19 protein-coding genes are annotated in these 22,468 nt (G+C 71.4%); 11 read left to right on the top strand and 8 right to left on the bottom strand.

The features are described from left to right. Window positions 1-48 precede the first annotated feature (48 nt). A complete protein-coding gene (locus tag ACIRFH_RS22070; protein ID WP_403523310.1) occupies window positions 49-594 on the top strand; it encodes an NUDIX domain-containing protein in 546 nt (181 codons plus the stop codon). 32 nt (window positions 595-626) lie between these two features. On the opposite strand, the gene ACIRFH_RS22065 is transcribed toward ACIRFH_RS22070, so the two are convergent. From ACIRFH_RS22065 to ACIRFH_RS22055, 3 genes are all read right to left on the bottom strand, one after another. Beyond that, a complete protein-coding gene (locus ACIRFH_RS22065) occupies window positions 627-884 on the bottom strand; it encodes a hypothetical protein (protein WP_403523307.1) in 258 nt (85 codons plus the stop codon). Window positions 885-1,094: 210 nt separating this feature from the next. Then, entirely contained in the window at window positions 1,095-2,468 is a 1,374-nt protein-coding gene (locus tag ACIRFH_RS22060; protein WP_403523305.1) for an esterase/lipase family protein, read from the bottom strand. Continuing rightward, entirely contained in the window at window positions 2,458-6,918 is a 4,461-nt protein-coding gene (locus ACIRFH_RS22055; RefSeq protein WP_403523302.1) for an NACHT domain-containing protein, read from the bottom strand. The genes ACIRFH_RS22060 and ACIRFH_RS22055 overlap by 11 nt, the downstream gene beginning before the upstream one ends. A gap of 129 nt (window positions 6,919-7,047) precedes the next feature. Here ACIRFH_RS22055 and ACIRFH_RS22050 point away from each other — a divergent pair, with 129 nt between their 5' ends. Further along, complete coding sequence (locus ACIRFH_RS22050; RefSeq protein ID WP_403523299.1) at window positions 7,048-8,076, top strand: translation initiation factor 2; 1,029 nt, start codon at window positions 7,048-7,050, stop codon at window positions 8,074-8,076. A gap of 34 nt (window positions 8,077-8,110) precedes the next feature. Here the strand turns inward: ACIRFH_RS22050 and ACIRFH_RS22045 are convergent, their stop codons facing one another. After that, on the bottom strand, window positions 8,111-8,464 hold the full coding sequence (locus ACIRFH_RS22045) for a hypothetical protein (protein ID WP_403523296.1): 354 nt from the start codon (window positions 8,462-8,464) through the stop codon (window positions 8,111-8,113). A 264-nt stretch (window positions 8,465-8,728) separates the two neighbouring features. Next, on the bottom strand, window positions 8,729-9,601 hold the full coding sequence (locus ACIRFH_RS22040; RefSeq protein WP_403523293.1) for a 3-hydroxybutyryl-CoA dehydrogenase: 873 nt from the start codon (window positions 9,599-9,601) through the stop codon (window positions 8,729-8,731). A gap of 174 nt (window positions 9,602-9,775) precedes the next feature. Here ACIRFH_RS22040 and ACIRFH_RS22035 point away from each other — a divergent pair, with 174 nt between their 5' ends. After that, a complete protein-coding gene (locus ACIRFH_RS22035; RefSeq protein WP_403523290.1) occupies window positions 9,776-11,035 on the top strand; it encodes a glycoside hydrolase family 10 protein in 1,260 nt (419 codons plus the stop codon). A gap of 1 nt (window position 11,036) precedes the next feature. On the opposite strand, the gene ACIRFH_RS22030 is transcribed toward ACIRFH_RS22035, so the two are convergent. Together ACIRFH_RS22030 and ACIRFH_RS22025 are read right to left on the bottom strand one after the other, a co-directional pair. Then, window positions 11,037-11,231, bottom strand: a complete 195-nt coding sequence (locus tag ACIRFH_RS22030; protein ID WP_403523288.1) for a DUF1918 domain-containing protein — start codon at window positions 11,229-11,231, stop codon at window positions 11,037-11,039. Window positions 11,232-11,272: 41 nt separating this feature from the next. After that, window positions 11,273-12,199 (bottom strand): DMT family transporter, encoded by a 927-nt coding sequence (locus tag ACIRFH_RS22025; RefSeq protein WP_403523285.1) that lies wholly within the window; start codon window positions 12,197-12,199, stop codon window positions 11,273-11,275. On the opposite strand from ACIRFH_RS22025, the gene ACIRFH_RS22020 reads away from it, so the two are divergent. Both ACIRFH_RS22020 and ACIRFH_RS22015 read left to right on the top strand, forming a co-directional pair. Continuing rightward, complete coding sequence (locus tag ACIRFH_RS22020; protein ID WP_403523282.1) at window positions 12,198-13,652, top strand: PLP-dependent aminotransferase family protein; 1,455 nt, start codon at window positions 12,198-12,200, stop codon at window positions 13,650-13,652. The two genes, ACIRFH_RS22025 and ACIRFH_RS22020, sit on opposite strands and share 2 nt — an antisense overlap. A gap of 40 nt (window positions 13,653-13,692) precedes the next feature. After that, window positions 13,693-14,133: a GNAT family N-acetyltransferase gene (locus ACIRFH_RS22015; protein WP_403523279.1), complete on the top strand. Its 441-nt coding sequence runs from the start codon at window positions 13,693-13,695 to the stop codon at window positions 14,131-14,133. 296 nt (window positions 14,134-14,429) lie between these two features. On the opposite strand, the gene ACIRFH_RS22010 is transcribed toward ACIRFH_RS22015, so the two are convergent. Next, the gene (locus ACIRFH_RS22010) at window positions 14,430-14,873 is read right to left on the bottom strand and encodes a DUF6314 family protein (RefSeq protein WP_403523277.1); all 444 of its coding nucleotides are present in this window, start codon (window positions 14,871-14,873) and stop codon (window positions 14,430-14,432) included. A 135-nt stretch (window positions 14,874-15,008) separates the two neighbouring features. Between ACIRFH_RS22010 and ACIRFH_RS22005 the strand changes: the two genes are divergently transcribed. From ACIRFH_RS22005 to ACIRFH_RS21980, 6 genes are all read left to right on the top strand, one after another. Next, window positions 15,009-17,483 (top strand): alpha-L-arabinofuranosidase C-terminal domain-containing protein, encoded by a 2,475-nt coding sequence (locus tag ACIRFH_RS22005; RefSeq protein WP_403523274.1) that lies wholly within the window; start codon window positions 15,009-15,011, stop codon window positions 17,481-17,483. A 74-nt stretch (window positions 17,484-17,557) separates the two neighbouring features. Further along, window positions 17,558-18,082 (top strand): AAA family ATPase, encoded by a 525-nt coding sequence (locus ACIRFH_RS22000; protein ID WP_403523271.1) that lies wholly within the window; start codon window positions 17,558-17,560, stop codon window positions 18,080-18,082. Between the two features lie 93 nt (window positions 18,083-18,175). After that, window positions 18,176-19,216, top strand: coding sequence for an N-acetyl-gamma-glutamyl-phosphate reductase (argC, locus tag ACIRFH_RS21995; protein ID WP_403523269.1), 1,041 nt, complete (start codon window positions 18,176-18,178; stop codon window positions 19,214-19,216). Beyond that, window positions 19,213-20,364 (top strand): bifunctional glutamate N-acetyltransferase/amino-acid acetyltransferase ArgJ, encoded by a 1,152-nt coding sequence (argJ, locus tag ACIRFH_RS21990; protein WP_403523267.1) that lies wholly within the window; start codon window positions 19,213-19,215, stop codon window positions 20,362-20,364. The genes argC and argJ overlap by 4 nt, the downstream gene beginning before the upstream one ends. After that, a complete protein-coding gene (gene argB, locus ACIRFH_RS21985; protein ID WP_403523264.1) occupies window positions 20,361-21,263 on the top strand; it encodes an acetylglutamate kinase in 903 nt (300 codons plus the stop codon). Before argJ ends, argB begins: the two co-directional genes overlap by 4 nt. Beyond that, window positions 21,260-22,465, top strand: coding sequence for an acetylornithine transaminase (locus ACIRFH_RS21980; protein ID WP_403523261.1), 1,206 nt, complete (start codon window positions 21,260-21,262; stop codon window positions 22,463-22,465). The genes argB and ACIRFH_RS21980 overlap by 4 nt, the downstream gene beginning before the upstream one ends. Window positions 22,466-22,468 lie beyond the last annotated feature (3 nt).

The raw sequence follows: 22,468 nt of genomic DNA, 5'->3' as shown, positions 1-22,468 counted from the left end.
CCGTTCCGGCTGCGATTCTGCCACCTACTCAAGAAAGGTGGCAGAACCGTGCAGTGGACGAAACGGAACGAACAGAACGTGTACGCAAATCGCTGGTTCAGCGTCCATCTCGCCGATGTCGAACTGCCGGACGGCCGGCATCTCGATCACTTCCTCATCCGGATGCGCCCCGTGGCCGTCGCCACGGTCGTCAACGAGGCGAACGAGGTCCTCCTGCTGTGGCGGCACCGGTTCATCACCGACAGCTGGGGCTGGGAACTCGCGGCCGGTGTCGTCGAGGACGGCGAGGACGTCATGGCGGCGGCGGCCAGGGAACTGGAGGAGGAGACCGGCTGGCGGCCGGGACCGCTGCGCCACCTCATGAGCGTGGAGCCGTCCAACGGGCTCACCGACGCCCGGCACCACATCTACTGGGCCGAGGGGGGTGAGTACGTCGGACACCCCGTGGACGATTTCGAGTCGGACCGCCGGGAATGGGTGCCCCTCAAACTCGTCCCCGACCTCGTCGCCCGCGGGGAGGTCCCGGCCGCCAACATGGCGGCCGCGTTACTCCTGCTGCACCACCTGCGGCTCGGACAGGACGCCATGCCGTGATCCCCGGCGCCGTCCCGGCCCCGCCGCGCCGTTCAGTGGCCGAACGCCTGCCAGAGGGTCACCACGAGCGCGCCCACGGCCGTGACCGCGGTGATCGCCGGCAGGGGCCAGCGGGCGTGCTCCAGGGTGACGAGCCGGGTGCTCAGCTCGTCCAGGTCCTTGGCGGTCTCCTCGGTGCGGTGGCTGAGCAGCGCCAGTCCGCCCTCCACGCGGGCGTAGGCGACATCGAGGCGGCGCCGTAACTCTGCGAGTTCTCCAGGGACGGCGGGATGCTCGGGATCGGTGGTCACGAATCCGCTCCTTTCATGGTCGGACGGGGGGTCGAATCACATCCCTTGCAATGCGCATGCTGAGTCAACTCGCCTGGTGGGCGTGGGGGGAGAGTGTGCGTACGGCATATGCGGGTCCGGCGCGCACACGGGGTGCGAACGCCGCGGGCCCGGCACCGCATCGGGTGCCGGGCCCACGAGGTGGTCACTCAGCGTCAGTTTCTGGAGCGGCTACAGGGCGAGCACGGTGTCGCTGCACTCGTAGTCGCAGCTCTTCGACGCCACCTGGACCGTCCACAGACCGGGTTCCAGCTGCAGAACCGCCCGGAACTCCCCGTCGCCGCACGGCGTCATGGGCGTCTCCTGCAGAACCCGGCCGTCCTCGGTCACCTTCCTGACCACCAGCCGCATGGCCGCGTCGGCCCTGACGGCCAGCACCTCGAACTCCTCTCCCGCCATGACGGTGTCCGGCAGGTCGACTCCCGTCTCGTGGTCATCGGCCAGTTCCTGCAGGAGGGGACGCCCGTCGCACACGTTGCGCATCTGCTCCCTGACGCGCGCGGCGTCGAACATGGACGCGTGCCGGGAGGAACACCACTGCGTCCGGGTGTTCTCGTCGTTCATCAGCGGCTGGGCCGAGTGCCGCGACACCGTGCTGTCGCCCCACCAGTCCGCGGCCCCCCACGGACTGCCGGACGCGCGGTGCAGGTACTCGAGCGACTCGTCCGGTCCGTGGAGCACCCCGTACGTGGTGGGGTGCTTGTCGCCACCGACGACCAGCAGGTCGTACGAGGGGGCGCCCCTCCTCTCGTTCTCCTCCACCGCCCTCTCGATCTGCCAGGCGAACCGGGCCGCGTCGTCCAGCATCGCGGCCGGGATGCCCTCCACCGGCGCGACGGCCTTGAGCGGGATCCGGCCGAGGTCCTCGTGCTGCACCACGTCGTAGGTGGGCAGGAGCTGACCGATGGACGGATACGTCGAGCACACCTCACGGATGAGTGAACGCCAGGGTCGCATGGCGCCGGAGGCGTGGCCGGTCAGCATTCTCATGGCCTTGACGCTGCCGCGGTACGGCGTGCCCAGGGTGACGACCGCCCTGGTCTCCTCCCGGCCGCCCAGCACCTCCAGGTAGTAGCGGGCGACCAGGCCCCCCATGGAGCGGCACAGGAGGATCACCTTGGCGTCCCGTGCCTCCGGGTACCTCCGCGGATCGGCGGTCCTCCGCCACCGGTCGAGGTGCCGCTCCACGAACCGCCGCAGCTTCTCGGCCGAGTTGCGATTGCTCAGCCGCCAGTCGTAGGCGAAGGTGACCAGACGTTCGCGGTCGATCCCCAAGTGCCTGGCCAGGTCCGCGTGCCCACCGTGTCGCCCCCAGCCGGGCAACTGCCGCAACGTCCTGATGGGCTCCCCGACCTCGAGTGCGTAGGGGCCTTCCGGCTCCCCGTCGCCGATGCCGTCCTGGAGGCGCAGCCGCTCCGAGACTCCCGCCGGGTACGTGAGCGCGCCGCGCAGCATCGCGAGGCTGGTGTTCCACGCCTCTTCCCCGTTCCGGGTCAGCGACGTCCCCATGATGCCGGGAACCACCACGACGAGATCATGCTTCATGACGTGCCTTCCTTGTCGTCCCTTCGGGGGAGGCCGTCCGCTGCCCGGGGATCGCCTGGAGTTCCTCCCACCACGGGGCGATGCCGTCCTGCCTGAGCAGGACCTGGTCACAGCGCAGACCGGCCTGGTTCGTTCCTTGGATCATGAGCGTGATGCCTTCGTCGTCGTGGACGGCGCCGACGTCCGTCACGTGATACCCGCGGGATTCCAGGGTCGGCAGGTCCCGGTCGCCGGCCACGTCGCGCAGGACGATCCGCCCGGAGTCGTTGCGCCAGCCCACCAGGACCAGGCGGTCCGGCGGTCCGACCAGGGCCAGCCGGTCGATCACCATGCCGCCGGGCGGACGGAACGACGTGGGGTGGGCGTACCTGCCGAGCCACCGGACGACATGCACCCACCGGGACCCCGGGTAGGCGATCAGCGGCACATGGGTCCTGCCCTGGCGGACGAAGCCGGTGACACCGCCGTCCGCGGGGATCGGTTCGTTGCCCGGCTCGTCGAACTTGAGGGGCTCGGCACCGAGGTCCGCCAGGTCCCAGAGACGGACGACGGGGCCTCCCCATACGGCGAGCCGGGACACGCCACCGGGGCCGTTCACCACGGCCAGCCGGTCGATGGTGCCCGCCCCGGTCACATACACGACGGCTCTGCCGTCGTCGCGCCACTCCCCGTCCGCTCCGGCAGCCCGCTCCCAGCACCGCACCCCCTGGTCCCGGGGCCAGTACAACCGGACGGAGCCGTCACCACCCTCGTGCAGGGCGACCGAATGAACCTGGTCGTCGTCGGTGCCCTCCAGCGGGAGTTCGTCGCGGCGGACCACCATCAGGTCTCGGTCACAGGTCCATGCCACCGCCTGCCGCCTGCCGACGGCGACCACCAGCGGCCCTTCGTCCGTCCACAGGGCGCTCACCGCGGTCAGCTCGGTCACCCGAGGAGTCGGGTGCTCCAGCACCGGTCCGTGGGTGACCTCGCCGTCAGTCGTGTGCCGGCTCAGCAGCACCGAACGCCCCTGTGACCTGACGGCCAGGAAGCCGCCGTCCGGCGCCCGCGTCACGTACACACGCGGGTTGCCCTGCCTGACCGACGACGCCGGCGCCTGCTTCCGCCCGCCGGCCCGGCCCGGCCCGTGCGGGTCCCAGACCCGGACCCGCGTCTCGTCCGCCACGGCCAGACGTCCGGAACCCGACGGGTCGAAGGCCAGCGACCTGTGTTCGTGGTCGCAGGGCAGCGGTACCTGCTCCGCCCCCTCGCCGGTCCAGATCCGAACGTGTCCGTCCTCCTGCACGGCGACCAGGAGGCCCGATTCCGTACGTCCCAGGGCCAGCGCCGGCGCCTGGGCCTTGCTCTCCCGGTCGAGGAGCAGCCGACACCGGTCCTGGTAGAGGTCGGGGACCTGCCAGACCCGCAGGTGCTCTCCGTCCAGTGCGGCGATCACCGCCCCGTCGTCCTCGTGCGAGGTGAGGCCGGTCACGGTGTGCACCTGGGGAGTGCCCCTCCACAAGTACCTCGGAGTCGTCTCCCTCGACTCCCTGCCGGTGAGCCTGCGCAAACGGATCCCCTCCGCGCCCGCGATCACCGCGAAGAGGTCGTCCTGCAGCGGCAGCAACGCGGCACTCTCCACGTCGGAGATCCGCCGCAGACTCATGTCCCGTCGCGCGGGCCGTCCGTCTCCCGTCCAGTGCCACAGCCACAGCTGCCCGTGCCCCGTCGCGGCCAGCCAGTACCTTCCCTCCCACCGGGCCATGTCCAAGGACTCGACGCGGCCGCCCCAGAACAACTCCTCCGAGGGACGGCGTTCCCCGCCCCACCACACACGCACCGCACGGCCGTCGTGCGCGGCGACCACCCGCTGGTCCCCCGCGCCCGTGGCGACGACACCGGCCAGATGGACGGGTTCACCCGGGAACGCCGTCCCCGTCTCGCGCAGGCGCGCCTCCCGGCCGGCCCACGTCCACGACCTGATCTCCCCCCGGCCCGCCGCGTGGATGAGCCCGTCCCCGTCCCGTTCCCAGTGGACCGCGCACGCGCCTCCGGAAGGCGCCGGCCAGATCCGCTGCAACGGGAGACGCTCCGCACTGGTCCACAGGTCGTCCCAGAAGACCCCCGGTGCGCGGGGGATGCCCGCCCGCTCCTCGGCGGAGAACATCACCAGGGCGGTGGCCTTGAGCACCGCCCACCGGCCGGCGATCAGCCGTTCCCTGCTCACCTCCGCGCGGGCCCGGAACCGGTCGGCGACCGTCAGGTACAGCGACGCCTGCGGGCTGTTCGCCAGCCGGGCGGCGATCAGCGGCTCCAGCACCTCGGGTGACGCGTACACGAGGAAGTGGTAGTCCGCGATCAGTTCCTCCAGCACCTGATCGCCGGCCAGAGCCGCGTGAGCGGCCAGGTAGTGCGCCGCGTACGGAGCGATCGCGTCCCAGTCGTCGAACGCGGGCCTCAGCGCCCGGCCGACCCGGGCGTGCAGACGCCGTTCATCGAGACCGGCCAGCAGGTGGCCGCCGAAGCTGGGGTGATGGAACCGGTACACCGGTTCGCCGAACTCGCTGTCCCTCGCCAGCACGGCCCCGCGCGCCCGCCCGACGACGAGCTCCAGGTCCGCCTCGTCGTACTCCCGTTCCGCGTCGCGCGTCGCGTTCGCCATGGCCACCCAGAGCCGCCCCTGGGGAAGCCCGTTTCCCTGGGCCAGGGCCAGCGGCCTCAGGAGGTCCCGGATCCGGCGGGGATCCTCCGGGTCCAGCTGCCGCAGCTCCTCCGCCAGCAGGGAGTCGAGCACCGTGGCTCCCTGCCGAAGCTCCGCCTCGAGCCGGTCCGGGTCGGGCAAGGTGTCCAGCTCCGCCAGCCGCCGCGCCCACAGGGTGGCGACCAGGAAGAGCCCGTTGCTGTAGGCGGCGATGTGCCGGGCGACGGCCTCTCGCGTCACCCGTTCCTCGGACGTCGTCGGCGAGAGGTGCTTCCCGCGCAGCAGGTTCTCGACGTGCCGGGCGAGATCCTGCTCCGTCTCGACCAGACGGTCCAGTTCCAGCACCCGGTCCCCGGCCAGGACGTCGACCAGCGATTCCGGGGCGGCCTCTCCCGGCAGCGCCCGCCTGGCGTTCGCTCGCGTGGCCACCACCACCTTGACCCTGGGGAGCGAGGCCAGCGGGTTGAGCAGTTCCCTGGCCACGCGGAAGGCATGACCGACAGCGGACTCGTCGAGACCGTCGAAGAGCAGTGTGAGCGTGCCCTTGTGGTCGGCGAGTCCGGAGATCGCCCTGACGAACGCCGGCACCGTGCCGCGCGCCGTGTGCCGGTCGAGGCCCAGGTACTCGAGCTTGGCGGCCAGTTCCTGGCACAGGGAGGCCAGGGTTCGCCCCCGGCAGTGCAGCACGGCATGCACCGAATGGAGTTCGGGCTGGACCGGAGGCAGCCGCTCCAGAGCAGCGGCGAACTTCTTCGTCGTCAGGTGCGCGACGTAGTGCAGGAGCGTCGACTTGCCCGCACCGGACGCCCCGGTCACCACGTACATCCCTGTGCTGCGCACGTTCATCCAGGTCACCAAGGGACCCAGGGCGGTGTTGCGAGGGGAGAAGTCCCGCAGCCGCCAGGTGTCACCGCCGCCGGCGAAGAGGGGGACGGATTCGCTCCGGAACTCCTCACCGATCCAGGACTCGTCGCCCTCCGGGCGCGTCGCGGGCCTGACCCGGTCCGAGCAGTACGGGTTGACCAGAAAGAGCGGTCGCAGCGGGCGTACGACGGTGATCCTGGGAGCCTGCCCGTCCCGCATCCTGGCCGCGACCGCCCAGTGCAGGTAGTGCAACGGCAGGTCCGGCTGCTCCCGCGCGAAGAGCCGGTGCTGGCTGTACTCGAGGTCCGGGGTGCGCAGCACCTCTTCCAAGCAGTCCACCCAGCGCGTCTCCGTGGCTCGTTCGTCGGCGCCGGCCGTGGCGACGACGACGAAGCCGCCCGTCGGATCGTCCCCCACCTCCTGATTCCTCGCGCGCTTCACCTGGTCCTCGACCGCCTCCAGCGCCGCTCCGGAGAAGCAGGCGTCGAGCACGACCCAGGTGTCGGTGAGGTCGTTTCCCATCCACGACGCCAGCTCTTCCGCCGAGACGGCTCGCGAAGGATCCAGGCGCCCGTCCACGTAGCTGTCCTCGCAGGCGAGGTAGAAGGTGTCTCCTTCCTCGTGCCCGTGACCCGTCCAGTAGAGGATCTTCCGGCTGGCCTGCACCTTCCGCAGTCTCTCGATCAGGTCCCGGATCTGCTCCCGGCCCGCCGCCACCGGACCCGCGTCGTCCGTGCTGCTGGTCACGCCGATCGGCTCGGTCACGAAGCCCAGCCGCCGGGTCTGCTCGACGAACTTCTCGGCGGCCCCCCGCAGGTACTCCCGGTTCCTGCCACGATGAGTGTCGTCCCGGTATCTGTCCACGACGACCGTGGCCACCAGTCCGTCGTGCTCGATGGCTTCCACCGGAGCTCTCCCCTCAAAGCCCGACCAAGTTCCTCGAGGACTCAACACACCTATGGCCAAACGTATTTGATGTTTAGTCAGGAGTGAGTAGCCAGTAATAACCTACCGGTACACCACAAGGAGGTTCACGTGGAGGAACGCGGAGACCGCGACAAGTTCATCATCGGCAGCCTGGTCACGGACTGTCACGTCTTCGAGGGTGATGGGACCCGTCCCATCCGCGAGGAGAACGTGCGGATCATCTACGAACCCGAACGGCGAAGGGTTCAGCTGCCCGCCGAGGTCCAGCGTTGGCGCGGGGAGATCGAAGCCGAGCAACAGCGCAAGAAGGCGGCCGGCCAGCACTTCGCGTGGAACAACCCCCGGTTCGCCGTGGAGAGCATCATCGTCTCGCGGACCAACGAGACCGAGGAGCCCCTGATCCAGCTCAGCCTGTGCGACGCGGACTACTACGACTTCCTCGCCACCTCCATCAACCTCGACAGGCCCCTGCGCGAGGGCTCGGACGCCACCCTGCGGTCGCAGTACCTGGAGAACGCGGACCCGGTCAAGGCGCCCGCCTTCCTCTCGTGCAGCTTCGGCGTCAACGTGGCGGTCGAGACGGGCGTCGACAAGAAGATGGTCTTCGCCCGCCGGAGCACCGTCGTCGAGGGGCACAACAAGGAGCGCTGGAACTCGTCGGTGAACGAGGGCATGGCGGCGAATCACGACAGTCCCAAGGACGGCTCACCGATGAGGCTGCATTCCGTGGCCCGCCGTGCGCTGCGCGAGGAACTCGCCGTCCAGGACGACGACCCGGTGGAGCTGGAACTGCTCGGCTTCGGTCTGGACGTCCGCAACCACCAGTGGGCGGTCTTCTACCGTGCGGTGCTCACCGACCTGAGCGCCGACGACCTCGTCGCCCGTCGCAGCAAGGGCGTGGAAGACAAATGGGAGCACGACAAGTTCGCATTCGTGCCCGCGGACCCGGACAGCGTGCTCGACTTCCTGCTCACTCCCGGCAGGAACTGGACTCCCTGCGCCCCTGCGCTCTTCTACCTGGCGCTGGTCCGGGGGGCGGTCCTCGCCCGGAACGGGAACCCTTCCGGGCGCCTGGACGTCGAAGCCGCGGAACGCCGCGCGATGAAGCGGCTCCGGGAAGCGGCAGCCGTCCGGTAGGCCGCTCCACACTGCGCCGGCGGCCCCAGGACCGTCAGAAGATGTTGCGTTCCCGGTGCTGCTGGCGCAGCTTGAGGAACTTGGTACGCACCTGTTCGGTGGACATGCCGTCCTCCGCCTGGATCATCAGGTCCGCGAGCGCGTCCCGCGACTCCATGAACCCCCTCCACTTCTGCTGCGGCTTCAGCCAGGTGTCGAACGCCGTCAGGACGGCCACGCCGAGGGCGAGTGCCGGCACCCACTCGGTCAGCCAGCTCCCGTGCCCACCGTTCAGGTTCTGGTCGGCCGCCACCACCGCCGTGGCGGCGATCAGCAGAATGCGGCTCAGGTAGTACGTCACCCCGTAGTTCAAGGTCGCGATGCGCCAACGCCGCCTCTCGCGCTCCATCTCCTCCCGGAGAACGCGAGGCAGTCGTCCGACCTCATCACCCGGTTCCGTAGCCACGCTCTCCGGTGCCTGCTCGGCCACACGTCCCCCTTGCGATCCCTCACCTGCCTGAGCGGGGACATTGTGACCGACCGGCGACCCGTGCATGGTCGACTTCAGGACATCCGCGAATCCGGACCGCGCAGCTCCGCGCAATCGTGCGTCCGGTCGGGACAACTGTGGGCCCGACCCGGGAAACCCCGGGTCAGGCCCACAAAGGCGGCGTCAGCCGTAGGTGTAGAACCCCGACCCCGTCTTGCGGCCGAGCCGGCCCGCGTCGACCATCCGCTGCAGCAGCGGGGGAGCGGCGTACAGCGGCTCCTTGTACTCCTCGTACATCGAGTACGCGACCGAGGCGACGGTGTCCAGGCCGATCAGGTCGGACAGCTTGAGCGGGCCCATCGGGTGGGCGCAGCCCATCTCCATGCCGTTGTCGATGTCCTCGCGGCTGGCGATGCCCGACTCGAACATCCGGATCGCGGAGAGCAGGTACGGGATCAGCAGCGCGTTGACCACGAAGCCGGAGCGGTCCTGGGCGCGGATGGAGTGCTTGCCGAGCACCTTCTCCGTGAAGAGCTGCGCCCGGCTGAGCGTGCCCTCGGAGGTGGTGAGCGCCGGGATCAGCTCGACCAGCTGCTGCACCGGGGCCGGGTTGAAGAAGTGGATGCCGACGACGTGGTCCGGCCGCGAGGTGGCGACCGCCAGCTTCACCAGTGGGATCGAGGAGGTGTTGGAGGCCAGGATCGCGTCCGGCCGGGTCACCACCTGGTCGAGCACCTGGAAGATCTCGGTCTTGACCTGCTCGTTCTCGACGACGGCCTCGATGACGAGGTCGCGGTCGGCGAACTCGCCCAGGTCGGTGGTGAAGCTCAGGCGCGCCTGCGTCGCCGCCAGCTCCTCCTCGGTGATCTTGCCGCGCTCCGCGGCCTTGGTGAGGGAGTTGAACAGCCGGGTCCGGCCGATCTCCAGGGCCTCGCCGGTGGTCTCGGCGACCTTCACCTCCAGGCCGGAGCGGGCACACACCTCGGCGATGCCCGCCCCCATCTGACCGCAGCCCACCACGCCGACGCGTGCGATATCTCCCGAGATGCCGGTCACATCGTCCCTTTCGCTGACTCCACGGCTGAGGCAGGCCCACCGGGGTCCCCGGTGCCTGCTCCGATCGTGCACGTTACCTCCGAAGTGCCGCGGATCCCTCGTCCGGGTCGGGCATGCTGAGGTCCCGTACACGATCCGTGACGGTGCGGATCCACAGCGTTCTGGAGGTCTTCCATGGGCCGTGTCTCGCGTCGGACCTTCGCGGTGGCCGCGCTGTCGGCGCTCACCCTGGCGCCCGCGCCCGCCGCGCCGGCGGCGCCCGCGCCACCGGCACCGCAGGGGCGGCCCGGGCGCCGGCGTCGCGCCGTCACGCAGATGCGGGGCATGTGGCTGGCCACGGTGAGCAACCGCGACTGGCCCACCCGGGCCGGGCTGCAGGCGTCCGAGCAGCGCGCCGAACTGATCGAGCACCTCGACACGGCCGTCCGGCACGGCCTCAACACGGTGATCTTCCAGGTGCGGCCCACGGCCGACGCGCTGTGGCCGTCGGCGTACGAGCCGTGGTCGCAGTACCTGTCCGGCAGCCAGGGCCGGGACCCGGGCTGGGACCCGCTGGGCACGGCCGTGCGGGAGGCCCACGCCCGCGGCCTGGAGCTGCACGCCTGGTTCAACCCGTACCGCGTCGCACTGCACGACGACCCGTCCCGCCTCGTGCCCGCGCACCCCGCGCGCCGCAACCCCGGCTGGGTGGTGCCGTACGGCGGGAAGCTCTACTACGACCCGGGGCTGCCCGAGGTCCGCGCCTTCGTGCAGGACGCGATGATCGACGCGGTGGAGAAGTACGCCGTGGACGGCGTCCACTTCGACGACTACTTCTACCCGTACCCGGTGGCGGGCCAGGCCTTCGACGACGACGGGACGTACCGCGCCCACGGCGGCGGCTTCGCCACCAGGGCCGCCTGGCGGCGGGACAACATCGACCGGCTGGTGCGCGAGACGGCGGCCCGCGTCAAGAAGGCCCGGCCCACCGCCCGCTTCGGCGTCAGCCCCTTCGGGGTGTGGCGCAACGCGTCCACCGACGAGCGGGGCTCGCGGACGAGCGCGGGCGTCCAGACGTACGACGACCTGTACGCGGACACGCGCACGTGGGTGCGCGAGGGCTGGATCGACTACATCGTCCCGCAGCTGTACTGGAACATCGGTCTGCCCGCGGCCGACTACGCGAAGCTGCTGCCCTGGTGGGCGGAGGTGGCCCGGGGCAGCCGGACGCAGCTGTACGTGGGGGAGGCGCTGTACAAGGCCGGTGATCCGGCGCAGCCCGCCGCGTGGCAGGACCGGGAGGAGCTGTCGCGGCACCTCGCGCTGGCCGCGGACCACCCGGAGGTGCGCGGGCACGTCTTCTTCGCCGCGAAGGACGTCAAGGACGACCGGATCGGCGCGATGGCGAGGGTGGCCGCCGACCACTACCGGCAGCCGGCGGACACCCCGCGCTGAGTCACGTCCGGATCTCCCTGTGCCGGATCTCGGAGTCGGGGCCGGGGGAGCACACCGCCTCGTGCCCGTCCTCGAACCGGACCCGGTACGGCGGAGTACCCTCCTTGCCCATCACTTCGACGATCTCGGCGACCTTGTCGTGCTCACCGACCACCCGGCCGTGCTGCACCAGCTGGTCGCCCTTCATCGCGTGCATCTGTGAGGCCTCCTCACGCGTCTGCCGCACGTGTCTGTCGCTCAGCCCCGTGACCGCTGCGTGACCGCGATGCACACCAGCACGGCGGCCGCCGTCAGCGGGGCGGCCACCGTCAGGTGTTCGCCCAGGAGAAGTACCGACCACACCAGTGTGAGCAGCGGCTGGGCCAGCTGCAACTGGCTGGCCTTCGGGACGCCGATGGCCGCCATGCCCCGGTACCAGACGACCAGACCGAGGAACTGCGAGCCCGCCGCCACCCACAGCAGCCCGGCCACGCCGTGCGCCGTCAGGTGCACGGGTTCGTACGCGAGCGCCAGCGCGGTGGCGGGCACGGTGAGCGGCAGGCACAGCACCAGCGCCCAGCCGATGACCTGCCAGCCCGGCATCACCCGGGCCAGCCGGCCGCCCTCGGTGTACCCGGCCGCGCACACCAGCAGCGCCGCGAAGAGGTAGGCGTCGGCCGTGGTCAGGGCGCCCCCGCTCTGCTGCACGGTGAACGCCACCACGGCCGCCGCGCCCGCCAGCGCCGCGATCCAGAAGGTGCGCGAGGGACGGGTGCCGATGCGCAGCGCCGACAGCAGCGCGGTGGTCAGCGGGAGGAGGCCGACCACGACGGCCGCGTGCGCGGTGGTCGAGGTCCGCAGCGCGAGCGTGGTCAGCAGGGGGAAGCCGAGGACCACTCCCGCGGCGACCACGGCGAGACCGGGCCGGTGCCGCCGCTCGGGCGGCGGCACCCTCAGCATGAGCAGACAGCCCCCGGCGATCAGCGCGGCGAGGACGCTGCGCACGGCGACCAGGGTCCAGGGACCGAAGCCCTCCAGGCCCCAGGCGGTGGCGGGGAAGGTGAGCGAGAACGCGACGACGCCGAGCGCGGCCATCAGGGTGCCGGAGGACGCTCCGCCGGATGCCGTGGCCGGGTCGTTGACCGCTATCCCCGTCGAGGTGGTAGCGCTACTCTGTGCTGTCATGCAAGAGCGTAGCAGTGTCGCTGAACTGGCTGACCACCTGCGGCGGGAGCTCGACCGCTACTCGCCGGGTGGAAAGCTCCCGTCCAGTCGTGCCCTCGTCGACCGCTTCCGGGTGAGCCCGGTGACCGTCTCCCGCGCCCTGGCGCACCTGGCCGCCGAGGGGCTGGTGGTCACCCGGCCCGGCGCGGGCGCGTTCCGGGCGCCCTCGCGGCCCGGCGCCGCGCCGGCCGGGGACACCTCCTGGCAGGAGGTCGCGCTCAGCGCCGACGGCGCCGCCGACCTCGTGCCGCGCTCGGTGGACGCCTCCGGTGTCCTGGTCTCGCTGGCCGCGCCGCCGCCCGGCGTCGTCGAGTTCAACGGCGGCTACCTGCACCCCTCGCTGCAGCCGGAGCGGGCCATGGCGGCGGCGCTCTCCCGGGCCGGACGCCGTCCCGGCGCGTGGGGCCGGCCGCCGATGGAGGGACTGCCGGAACTGCGGGAGTGGTTCGCCCGCAGCATCGGCGGAGCCGTCACCGCCGCCGAGGTGCTCGTCACCTCGGGCGGACAGTCGGCGCTCACCACCGCCCTGCGCGCCCTCGCGCCGCCCGGCGCGCCCGTCCTCGTGGAGTCGCCGACGTACCCCGGCATGCTGGCCATCGCGCGCGCCGCCGGCCTGCGCCCGGTCCCGGTGCCCGTCGACGCGGACGGGGTGCGCCCGGCCCTGCTCGCCGACGCCTTCCGGGCGACCGGCGCCCGCGTCTTCGTCTGCCAGCCCCTTTTCCAGAACCCGACCGGTGCCGTCCTCGCCCCCGACCGGCGTGGCGAGGTGCTGCGCATCGCCCGCGCGGCCGGCGCCTTCGTCGTCGAGGACGACTTCGTGCGGCGGCTCGTGCACGAGGACGCGGGGCCCCTGCCGCGCCCGCTGGCCGCCGACGACGCGGACGGCGTCGTCGTGCACGTCTGCTCGCTGACCAAGGCGACCTCGCCGAGCTTCCGGGTGAGCGCCCTGGCCGCGCGCGGACCCGTGCTGGAGCGGCTGCGGGCCATCCAGGTCGTCGACACCTTCTTCGTGCCCCGCCCCCTCCAGGAGGCGGCGCTCGAACTCGTCGGCTCGCCCGCCTGGCCGCGCCATCTGCGCGCCGTCTCCGCCGAGCTGAGGGCCCGCCGTGACGCGATGACGTCCGCGTTGCGCCTGCGCCTGCCCGAGTTCTCCCTGGCCCACGTCCCGTCCGGCGGCTACCACCTGTGGCCGCGCCTGCCCGACGGCACGGGGGAGGCCGCTCTCACCGCGGCCGCCCTGCGCGCGGGCGTCGCCGTCACACCGGGCCGCCCCTACTTCAGCGCCGAGCCCCCGGCCGCCCACCTGCGGCTGAGCTTCGCCGCGGTGGCCGGGACGGGCGAGATCGCGGAGGGGGTGCGGCGGCTGAGCGCGGCCTGGGCCGAGGTGTGCGAGCAGGCCGGGGCGCGCGGATAACCGGTCGACGCCGTCCGCCCGCCGCTGCGACCATCCCGGCATGACCGACGTGCCGCGCCCGCCCGAGGGCTACGAGATCTCCACGGACCCGGACCGGATCGACGCCGCACGCGTGCACCGGTGGCTGTCCACCGACGCCTACTGGGCGCTCGGCCGGAGCCGCGAGAAGCAGGACCGGGCCATCGCCGGTTCGCTCAACTTCGGGGCGTACGAGGCGGTTTCGGGGGAGCAGGTGGCGTACGCCCGCGTCGTCACCGACCGGGCGACCTTCGCCTGGCTGTGCGACGTGTACGTCGACCCCGCGGTGCGCGGCAAGGCCCTCGGCGCCGCCCTGGTCGGCGCCATGCGGGAGCACCTGAGGCCGTACGGGCTGCGCCGCGTCCTGCTCGCCACGCACGACGCGCACGGGGTCTACGAGAAGCTCGGCTTCACCGCGCTGGACCGCCCCGACCAGTGGATGGCGTACACCTTCGGCCCGTGAGCCGTGGCGCACCCCGGGTGACCCACCGGTGACATCTCTTGGCCGTCCCGCTTCCGAGGCCCGCCGGCACCGCACGGCGCTTCGGGTCGCGTTCGTCGCGGCTGCGCGCAGCCCACCCCCGCCCGCGGAGCGCTTCGGGGACGGCCGGCGCCGGACCGGGCCGGCCGGGACGAGGCGCCGCCCACGGCGGCCGTACCGGGCCTCCTGCCGCCCGCGGTGACCGAGCCGCGCTCCCGCCCGCCCCCGTCACCCGCGTCTGCGGCCGGCTCGGCACCCGGCCCGGACGTGACGCGAGGTCAGCCCTCGCGGGCGTAGTCGGTGGTCAGCAGCAGGTCCTTGGCCGGGCCGCCCACGCACCACACCGTCCGCCAGCGGTCCGGGCCCCAGGCGGTGAACTCGCCGCGGTAGAGGTCGGCCGCGCAGGGATGGTCGGCCACATGACGACCCGACGTCAGGTCCAGGTCGTGGAAGAACCGGCCGTCCGCGAAGCGCACCCGGACCGTGCCCGGCGTGCCGCCCGGCTCGTAGCGCAGCGTCCGCTCGGCGGGACGGGCCACACCCCGCCAGGTGAAGGCGCCGCGCTCGTGGCCGCGCAGACCGCCGTCCTCGCACGTCTCGAACACCGTCGTCCCCTCGAAGCGGCCGGTGTCACCGCTCGCGAGGTCCCGCACCGACCGCTCCGTGCGCCACCGCCCCGCCAGGTACGCCAGTACGTCCGGTACTGGCCAGAACTCGCCCATCCCGTACGGCTCTCCGTCCCACGCATTGCTGCGCGACCCATTGACGCGCTTCCGTCCCCTCCCTATGTTGCCGTTCGAAGTGCTGACCATCGTCCGATATTTCGAACGTCCCCTAGCGAGAGCCGCGGAGTATCCATGTCACGCACCCGTCTGAGACTCGGTCTCGGCGCCACCGCCCTCCTGACCGCGACGGCCCTGCTGCCGTCCCCCGCCCACGCGGAAGCCACCGCCGACTACGCGATCACCGTCGACCCGGCCGCCACGGGCCCCGCGATCGACGACACGATGTACGGCGTCTTCTACGAGGACATCAACCGCGCCGCCGACGGAGGCCTGTACGCCGAACTGGTCCAGAACCGCTCCTTCGAGTACTCCACCGCCGACAACGGCTCGTACACGCCCCTGACGTCCTGGGCGGTCGACGGTGCGGCCCGGGTGGTGGACGACGACGGCCGGCTCAACGAGCGCAACCGCAACTACCTCTCCCTGGGTGCCGGTTCGACGGTCACCAACGCCGGTTACAACACCGGCATCCGCGTCGAGAAGGGCAAGAAGTACGACTTCTCGGTGTGGGCCCGCGCCGAGAACGGCACCACCCTCACCGTCTCGCTGCGGGACAGCGCGGGCACGCTCGCGACGGTGCGGCAGGTGGCCGCCAAGGGGAAGTGGCGCAAGTACACCGCCACCTTCACCGCGACCCGCACCAGCAACCGCGGCCGGCTCGCCGTCGCCACCACCGCACCCGCCGCCCTCGACATGGTGTCCCTCTTCCCCCGCGACACCTACAAGGGGCAGTCCAACGGCCTGCGCAAGGACCTCGCCGAGAAGATCGAGGCCCTGCACCCGGGCTTCCTGCGCTTCCCCGGCGGCTGCCTCGTCAACACCGGCTCCATGCAGGACTACAGCGCCGCCTCCGGCTGGCAGCGCAAGCGCGCCTACCAGTGGAAGGACACCATCGGTCCGGTCGAGGAGCGCGCCACCAACGCCAACTTCTGGGGCTACAACCAGAGCTACGGCCTCGGCTACTACGAGTACTTCCGCTTCGCCGAGGACATCGGCGCCATGCCGCTGCCCGTCGTGCCCGCCCTGGTCACCGGCTGCGGCCAGAACAAGGCCGTCGACGACGAGGCGCTGCTGAAGCGGCACATCCAGGACACCCTGGACCTCATCGAGTTCGCCAACGGGCCCGTGACCTCCCCCTGGGGCAAGAAGCGCGCCGAGATGGGCCACCCCAAGCCCTTCCACCTCACCCACCTCGAGGTCGGCAACGAGGAGAACCTCCCGAAGGAGTTCTTCGCCCGCTTCGAGAAGTTCCGCGCCGCCGTCGAGGCGAAGTACCCCGACGTCACCGTCGTCTCCAATTCCGGCCCCGACGACTCGGGCGCCGTCTTCGACACCGCCTGGAAGCTGAACCGCGACGCCGGCGTCGACATGGTCGACGAGCACTACTACAACAGCCCCCAGTGGTTCCTGCAGAACAACGACCGCTACGACTCCTACGACAGGAAGGGCCCGAAGGTCTTCCTCGGCGAGTACGCCTCCCAGGGCAACACCTGGAAGAACGCCCTCTCCGAGGCCGCTTTCATGACCGGCCTGGAGCGCAACGCCGACGTCGTCAAGCTCGCCTCCTACGCCCCGCTGCTCGCCAACGAGGACTACGTGCAGTGGCGCCCGGACCTGATCTGGTTCAACAACCGCGCCTCCTGGAACTCGGCCAACTACGAGGTCCAGAAGCTGTTCATGAACAACACCGGCGACCGCGTCGTGCCCTCGAAGGCCACCGGCACACCCGCCGTCAGCGGCCCCATCACCGGCGCCGTCGGCCTGTCGACCTGGGCCACCAGCGCGGCCTACGACGACGTGAAGGTCACCTCCGCCGACGGGAGGACCCTGCTGTCCGACGACTTCTCCGGTGACGCCTCGCAGTGGAAGCACAGCGGCGCCGGAAGCTGGACCGTCCAGGACGGCCAGTACGTCCAGACCGACGCCGCCGCCGAGAACACCCTGGTCACGGCGGGCGACCCGGCCTGGCAGAACTACGACCTGCACGTGAAGGCCACCAAGAAGTCCGGCAAGGAGGGCTTCCTCGTCGCCTTCGGCGTCAAGGACACCGGCAACTACTACTGGTGGAACCTGGGCGGCTGGAACAACACCCAGTCCGCCGTCGAACAGGCCTCGGGTGGCGGCAAGTCGACGCTCGTGACGAAGCCCGGCTCGATCGAGACGGGCCGTGCCTACGACATCGACATCAAGGTGCGGGGCCGCCAGGTCACCCTCTACCTCGACGGCAAGGAGTGGGGCGGTTTCACCGACGACAAGCCGGCCGAGCCGTTCCGCCAGATCGTCACGAAGGACACGCGGACCGGCGAGCTGATCGTCAAGGTCGTCAACGCCCAGGACACGGCCGCGCGCACGGCCGTCGACCTCGGCGGCGCCAAGGTCGCGTCCAAGGCGCGGGTCACCACCCTGGCGGCCGACCAGGACGCGGTGAACACCGAGACGGACACCCCGGTGACCCCGGTGACGTCGACCTTCTCGGGGGTGTCGGGCAAGTTCACGTACACCTTCCCGGCGAACTCGGTGACGTTCCTGCGGATCAAGCAGCGGTAGCCCGGCAGCACGCCACCCGGACCGGCGACGAAACCGCCCCACGGTGTCGCCGGTCCGGGCTAGCCTGCGGACGCATGATCGTATGGCTCAACGGGACCCACGGCGTGGGCAAGACGACGACGGCCGCGCTGGTGCAGCGGCTGCTCCCGGATTCCCGGGTGTTCGACGCCGAGAAGGTCGGCGAGACACTCATGGACATCACGCCGGGACTGCCCGAGACGGACAACTTCCAGCACTGGCCGCCGTGGCGGCCGCTCGTCGTCGAGACCGCCCGCCGGGTGCTCGACTACGCCGGCGGGACGCTGGTGATGCCGATGACGGTGCTGGTCGAGGAGTACTGGCGTGAGATCTCCGCCGGTCTCGCCGGCCACGGGATCCCCGTACGGCACTTCGTCCTCCACGCCGACCAGGACACCCTGCGCGGGCGCATCGCGGGAGACACCGTGGTCGGGCCGAACTCGTCGTTCCGGCTCCAGTACCTCGAGCCCTACGCCGAAGCGGCCTGCACCTGGCTGCACGCCGAGGCCGAGGTCGTCGACACCACCCACCTCACACCCGACCAGGCCGCGCTGCGGATCGCGGAGGCCGTCGAGGGCTGAGGTTTCGACGGCCCAGCCGTGGGACGGCAATCCCTGGATTGCATAAACGTGCAGCGAAACGTATAGTCATGCCATCCAGGAGGAGGGTTTTCCATGGCGGTACGTGCGGCGGTGGCCGGAGCGAGCGGGTACGCGGGCGGAGAGCTGCTGCGTCTGCTCCTCGCGCACCCCGAGATCGAGATCGGCGCCCTGACCGGCAACTCCAACGCCGGACAGCGGCTCGGCGCACTGCAGCCGCACCTGCTGCCGCTGGCCGACCGTGTCCTGGAGGCGACGACGCCCGAGGTGCTCGCCGGGCAGGGCCGTCGGCATGACGTCGTGTTCCTCGCGCTGCCGCACGGGCAGTCCGCCGCCGTCGCCGAGCGGCTCGGCCCGGACGTGCTGGTCGTGGACATGGGCGCCGACTTCCGGCTGAAGGACGCCGCCGACTGGGAGAAGTTCTACGGCTCCCCGCACGCGGGCACCTGGCCCTACGGCCTCCCCGAACTGCCGGGCTGCCGCGCCGCGCTGGAGGGGTCCAAGCGCATCGCGGTGCCCGGTTGCTACCCCACCGCCGTGTCGCTGGCGCTCTTCCCGGCCTACGCCGCCGGCCTCGCCGAGCCCGAGGCCGTGATCGTCGCCGCCTCCGGCACCTCCGGCGCGGGCAAGGCGGCCAAGCCCCACCTGCTCGGCAGCGAGGTCATGGGCTCCATGTCGCCCTACGGCGTCGGCGGCGGCCACCGGCACACCCCCGAGATGATCCAGAACCTCGGCGCGGTCGCCGGCGAGCCGGTCACCGTCTCCTTCACGCCCACCCTCGCGCCGATGCCCCGCGGCATCCTCGCCACGTGCAGCGCCAAGGCCCGCCCCGGCGCGAGCGCCGAATCCGTCCGCGCGGCCTACGAGAAGGCCTTCGCCGACGAGCCGTTCGTGCACCTGCTGCCCGAGGGACAGTGGCCCGCGACCGCCTCCGTGTACGGCTCGAACGCCGTCCAGGTGCAGGTCGCGTACGACGCCGCCGCGGGCCGCGTCATCGCCATCAGCGCCATCGACAACCTGGCCAAGGGCACCGCGGGCGGTGCCGTCCAGAGCATGAACATCGCCCTGGGTCTCGACGAGACCACCGGACTGACGACGATCGGAGTTGCGCCGTGAGTGTGACGGCAGCGAAGGGATTCACGGCGGCGGGCATCGCCGCCGGGATCAAGGAGAACGGCAACCCCGACCTGGCCCTCGTGGTCAACACCGGCCCCCGACGCGCCGCAGCGGGCGTCTTCACCTCCAACCGCGTCAAGGCCGCGCCGGTCCTGTGGTCCGAGCAGGTCCTCAAGAGCGGTGAGCTGACCGCCGTCGTCCTCAACTCCGGCGGCGCCAACGCCTGCACCGGCCCCCAGGGCTTCCAGGACACCCACGCCACCGCCGAGAAGGCGGCCGAGGCGCTCGGGATCGGCGCGGGCGAGGTCGCCGTCTGCTCGACCGGGCTCATCGGCGTGCTGCTCCCCATGGACAAGCTGCTCCCCGGCGTCGAGACCGCCGCCGGTCAGCTGTCCGAGCACGGTGGCGAGAAGGCCGCCATCGCCATCAAGACCACCGACACCGTGCACAAGACGTCCGTCGTGACCAAGGACGGCTGGACCGTCGGCGGCATGGCCAAGGGCGCCGGCATGCTCGCCCCGGGCCTCGCCACCATGCTCGTCGTCCTCACCACGGACGCCGACCTGGACAGCGCGACCCTGGACCGCGCCCTGCGCGCCGCCACCCGCGTCACCTTCGACCGGGTCGACTCCGACGGCTGCATGTCCACCAACGACACCGTGCTGCTGCTCGCCTCCGGCGCCTCCGGCGTCGCCCCCGGATACGCCGAGTTCGCCGAGGCCGTCCGCACCGTCTGCGACGACCTGGGCCAGCAGCTCATCCGGGACGCCGAGGGCGCCAGCAAGGACATCAAGGTCGAGGTCGTGAACGCCGCGACCGAGGAGGACGCCGTCCAGGTGGGCCGCACCATCGCCCGCAACAACCTCCTCAAGTGCGCCATCCACGGCGAGGACCCCAACTGGGGCCGTGTGCTCTCCGCGATCGGCACCACGTCCGCCGCCTTCGAGCCCGACCGGCTGAACGTCGCCATCAACGGCGTCTGGGTCTGCAAGAACGGCGGCGTCGGCGAGGACCGCGAACTGGTCGACATGCGCTACCGCGAGGTCCACATCGTCGCGGACCTCGCCGCCGGCGACGCGACCGCCACGATCTGGACCAACGACCTCACCGCCGACTACGTCCACGAGAACAGCGCCTACTCCTCATGAGCACCACACGGAAACACACCGCCCTCCCGAAGGCGCAGATCCTCATCGAGGCGCTGCCGTGGCTGGTCCGGCACAACGGCAGGACCGTCGTCATCAAGTTCGGCGGCAACGCCATGGTCGACGAGGACCTGAAGGCCGCGTTCGCCCAGGACGTCGTCTTCCTGCACCACGCCGGCCTCAAGCCCGTCGTCGTGCACGGCGGCGGCCCCCAGATCAGCGCCGCCCTCGACAAGCACGGCATCGTCAGCGAGTTCAAGGCCGGCCTGCGCGTCACCACCGAGGACGCGATGGACGTCGTACGGATGGTGCTGGCCGGCCAGGTGCAGCGGGAACTGGTCGGGCTGCTCAACCAGCACGGCCCGCTCGCCGTCGGCCTCACCGGCGAGGACGCGCACACCATCACCGCCACCAAGCACCAGCCGGAGATCGACGGCGAACAGGTCGACATCGGACGGGTCGGCGAGATCACCGACATCGACACCGGCGCCATCGAGGCGCTGCTCGCCGACGGCCGCATCCCGGTCGTCTCCTCGATCGCCCGCTCCCAGGACGACGGACATGTCTACAACGTCAATGCTGATACGGCGGCTGCGGCACTCGCTGCGGCGCTCGGCGCCGAGACTCTCATGGTCCTCACCGACGTCGAGGGCCTCTACGAGGACTGGCCGGACTCCGACGAGGTGATCAGCCGCCTCACCGCGTCCCAGCTCGAGAAACTGCTGCCGGAGCTGTCCAGCGGCATGGTGCCGAAGATGGAGGGCTGTCTGCACGCCGTACGCAACGGCGTCACCACCGCCCGCGTCATCGACGGCCGGGTCCAGCACTCGATCCTGCTGGAGATCTTCACCGACGAGGGCATCGGCACCATGGTCGTGCCGGACGAGCAGGGGGAGTCGTGAGCAACGAGGAACTGACCGCGCGGTGGCAGGGCGCGCTCATGAACAACTACGGCACGCCCCGCCTGCCCCTGGTGCGCGGCGAGGGCTCCCGGCTCTGGGACGCCGACGGCAACGAGTACCTCGACTTCGTCGGCGGCATCGCCGTCAACGCCCTCGGCCACGCCCACCCGGCGGTCGTCGACGCCGTGAGCCGGCAGATCGCCTCCCTCGGCCACGTCTCCAACCTGTTCGTCGCCGAGCCGCCCGTCGCGCTCGCCGAACGGCTGCTCCAGCACTTCGGCCGCGACGGCAAGGTCTTCTTCTGCAACTCCGGCGCCGAGGCCAACGAGGGCGCCTTCAAGATCGGCCGGCTCACCGGGCGGCCGCACATGGTCGCCACCGACGGCGGCTTCCACGGCCGCACCATGGGCGCCCTGGCACTGACCGGGCAGCCCGGCAAGCAGGAGCCGTTCCTGCCGCTGCCCGGCGACGTCACGCACGTCCCGTACGGCGACGCGCAGGCGCTGGCCGCCGCGGTCACCGAGGACACCGCCCTCGTGATCATCGAGCCGGTCCAGGGCGAGAACGGCGTCGTCGTCCCGCCGCCCGGCTACCTCAAGGCGGCGCGGGCCATCACCGCGGCCACCGGCGCCCTGCTGGTGCTGGACGAGGTGCAGACCGGCATCGGCCGGACCGGGCACTGGTTCGAGTACCAGGCCCACGAGGGCGTCCTGCCGGACGTCGTCACGCTCGCCAAGGGGCTCGGCGGCGGACTGCCGCTGGGCGCCACCGTCGCCTTCGGCCGGGCCGCCGAGCTGCTGCGGCCCGGCCAGCACGGCACGACCTTCGGCGGCAACCCCGTCGCCTGCGCCGCCGGCCTCGCCGTCCTGGACACCATCGCGGACGAGGGACTGCTGGACAACGTCAAGCGGCAGAGCGAGAAGCTGCGCGGCGGGATCGAGGCCCTCGGCCACCCACTGGTCGCCCACGTCCGGGGCGCCGGTCTGCTCCTGGGTATCGTGCTCACCGAGCCGCTCGCGCCCACGGTGCAGCAGGCGGCTCAGGACGCCGGGATCCTCGTGAACGCGCCCGCACCCGATGTCGTACGGCTGATGCCCGCGCTGAACCTCGGCGACGACGTGGTGGACGCGTTCCTCGGGGCGCTGCCCGGCATCCTTGACCAGGCCCACGAGGCCCACGGGGACGGACGATCCGGAGAATGAGAC

This window comes from Streptomyces sp. NPDC093586, assembly GCF_044764905.1.
Lineage (GTDB): Bacteria > Actinomycetota > Actinomycetes > Streptomycetales > Streptomycetaceae > Streptomyces.
Note: the sequence above shows the minus strand (reverse complement) of the source record. Positions and strands in the feature narration are given on the sequence as shown.

Coding starts and splice junctions, on each gene's coding strand:
- argC (WP_403523269.1), top strand. CDS start 18,176: ATGGCGGTACGTGCGGCGGTGGCCGGAGCGAGCGGGTACGCGGGCGGA.
- argB (WP_403523264.1), top strand. CDS start 20,361: ATGAGCACCACACGGAAACACACCGCCCTCCCGAAGGCGCAGATCCTC.
- ACIRFH_RS22005 (WP_403523274.1), top strand. CDS start 15,009: ATGTCACGCACCCGTCTGAGACTCGGTCTCGGCGCCACCGCCCTCCTG.
- ACIRFH_RS22010 (WP_403523277.1), bottom strand. CDS start 14,873: ATGGGCGAGTTCTGGCCAGTACCGGACGTACTGGCGTACCTGGCGGGG.
- ACIRFH_RS22020 (WP_403523282.1), top strand. CDS start 12,198: ATGCAAGAGCGTAGCAGTGTCGCTGAACTGGCTGACCACCTGCGGCGG.
- ACIRFH_RS22015 (WP_403523279.1), top strand. CDS start 13,693: ATGACCGACGTGCCGCGCCCGCCCGAGGGCTACGAGATCTCCACGGAC.
- ACIRFH_RS22000 (WP_403523271.1), top strand. CDS start 17,558: ATGATCGTATGGCTCAACGGGACCCACGGCGTGGGCAAGACGACGACG.
- ACIRFH_RS22030 (WP_403523288.1), bottom strand. CDS start 11,231: ATGCACGCGATGAAGGGCGACCAGCTGGTGCAGCACGGCCGGGTGGTC.
- ACIRFH_RS22060 (WP_403523305.1), bottom strand. CDS start 2,468: ATGAAGCATGATCTCGTCGTGGTGGTTCCCGGCATCATGGGGACGTCG.
- ACIRFH_RS22045 (WP_403523296.1), bottom strand. CDS start 8,464: ATGGAGCGCGAGAGGCGGCGTTGGCGCATCGCGACCTTGAACTACGGG.
- ACIRFH_RS22035 (WP_403523290.1), top strand. CDS start 9,776: ATGGGCCGTGTCTCGCGTCGGACCTTCGCGGTGGCCGCGCTGTCGGCG.
- ACIRFH_RS22025 (WP_403523285.1), bottom strand. CDS start 12,199: ATGACAGCACAGAGTAGCGCTACCACCTCGACGGGGATAGCGGTCAAC.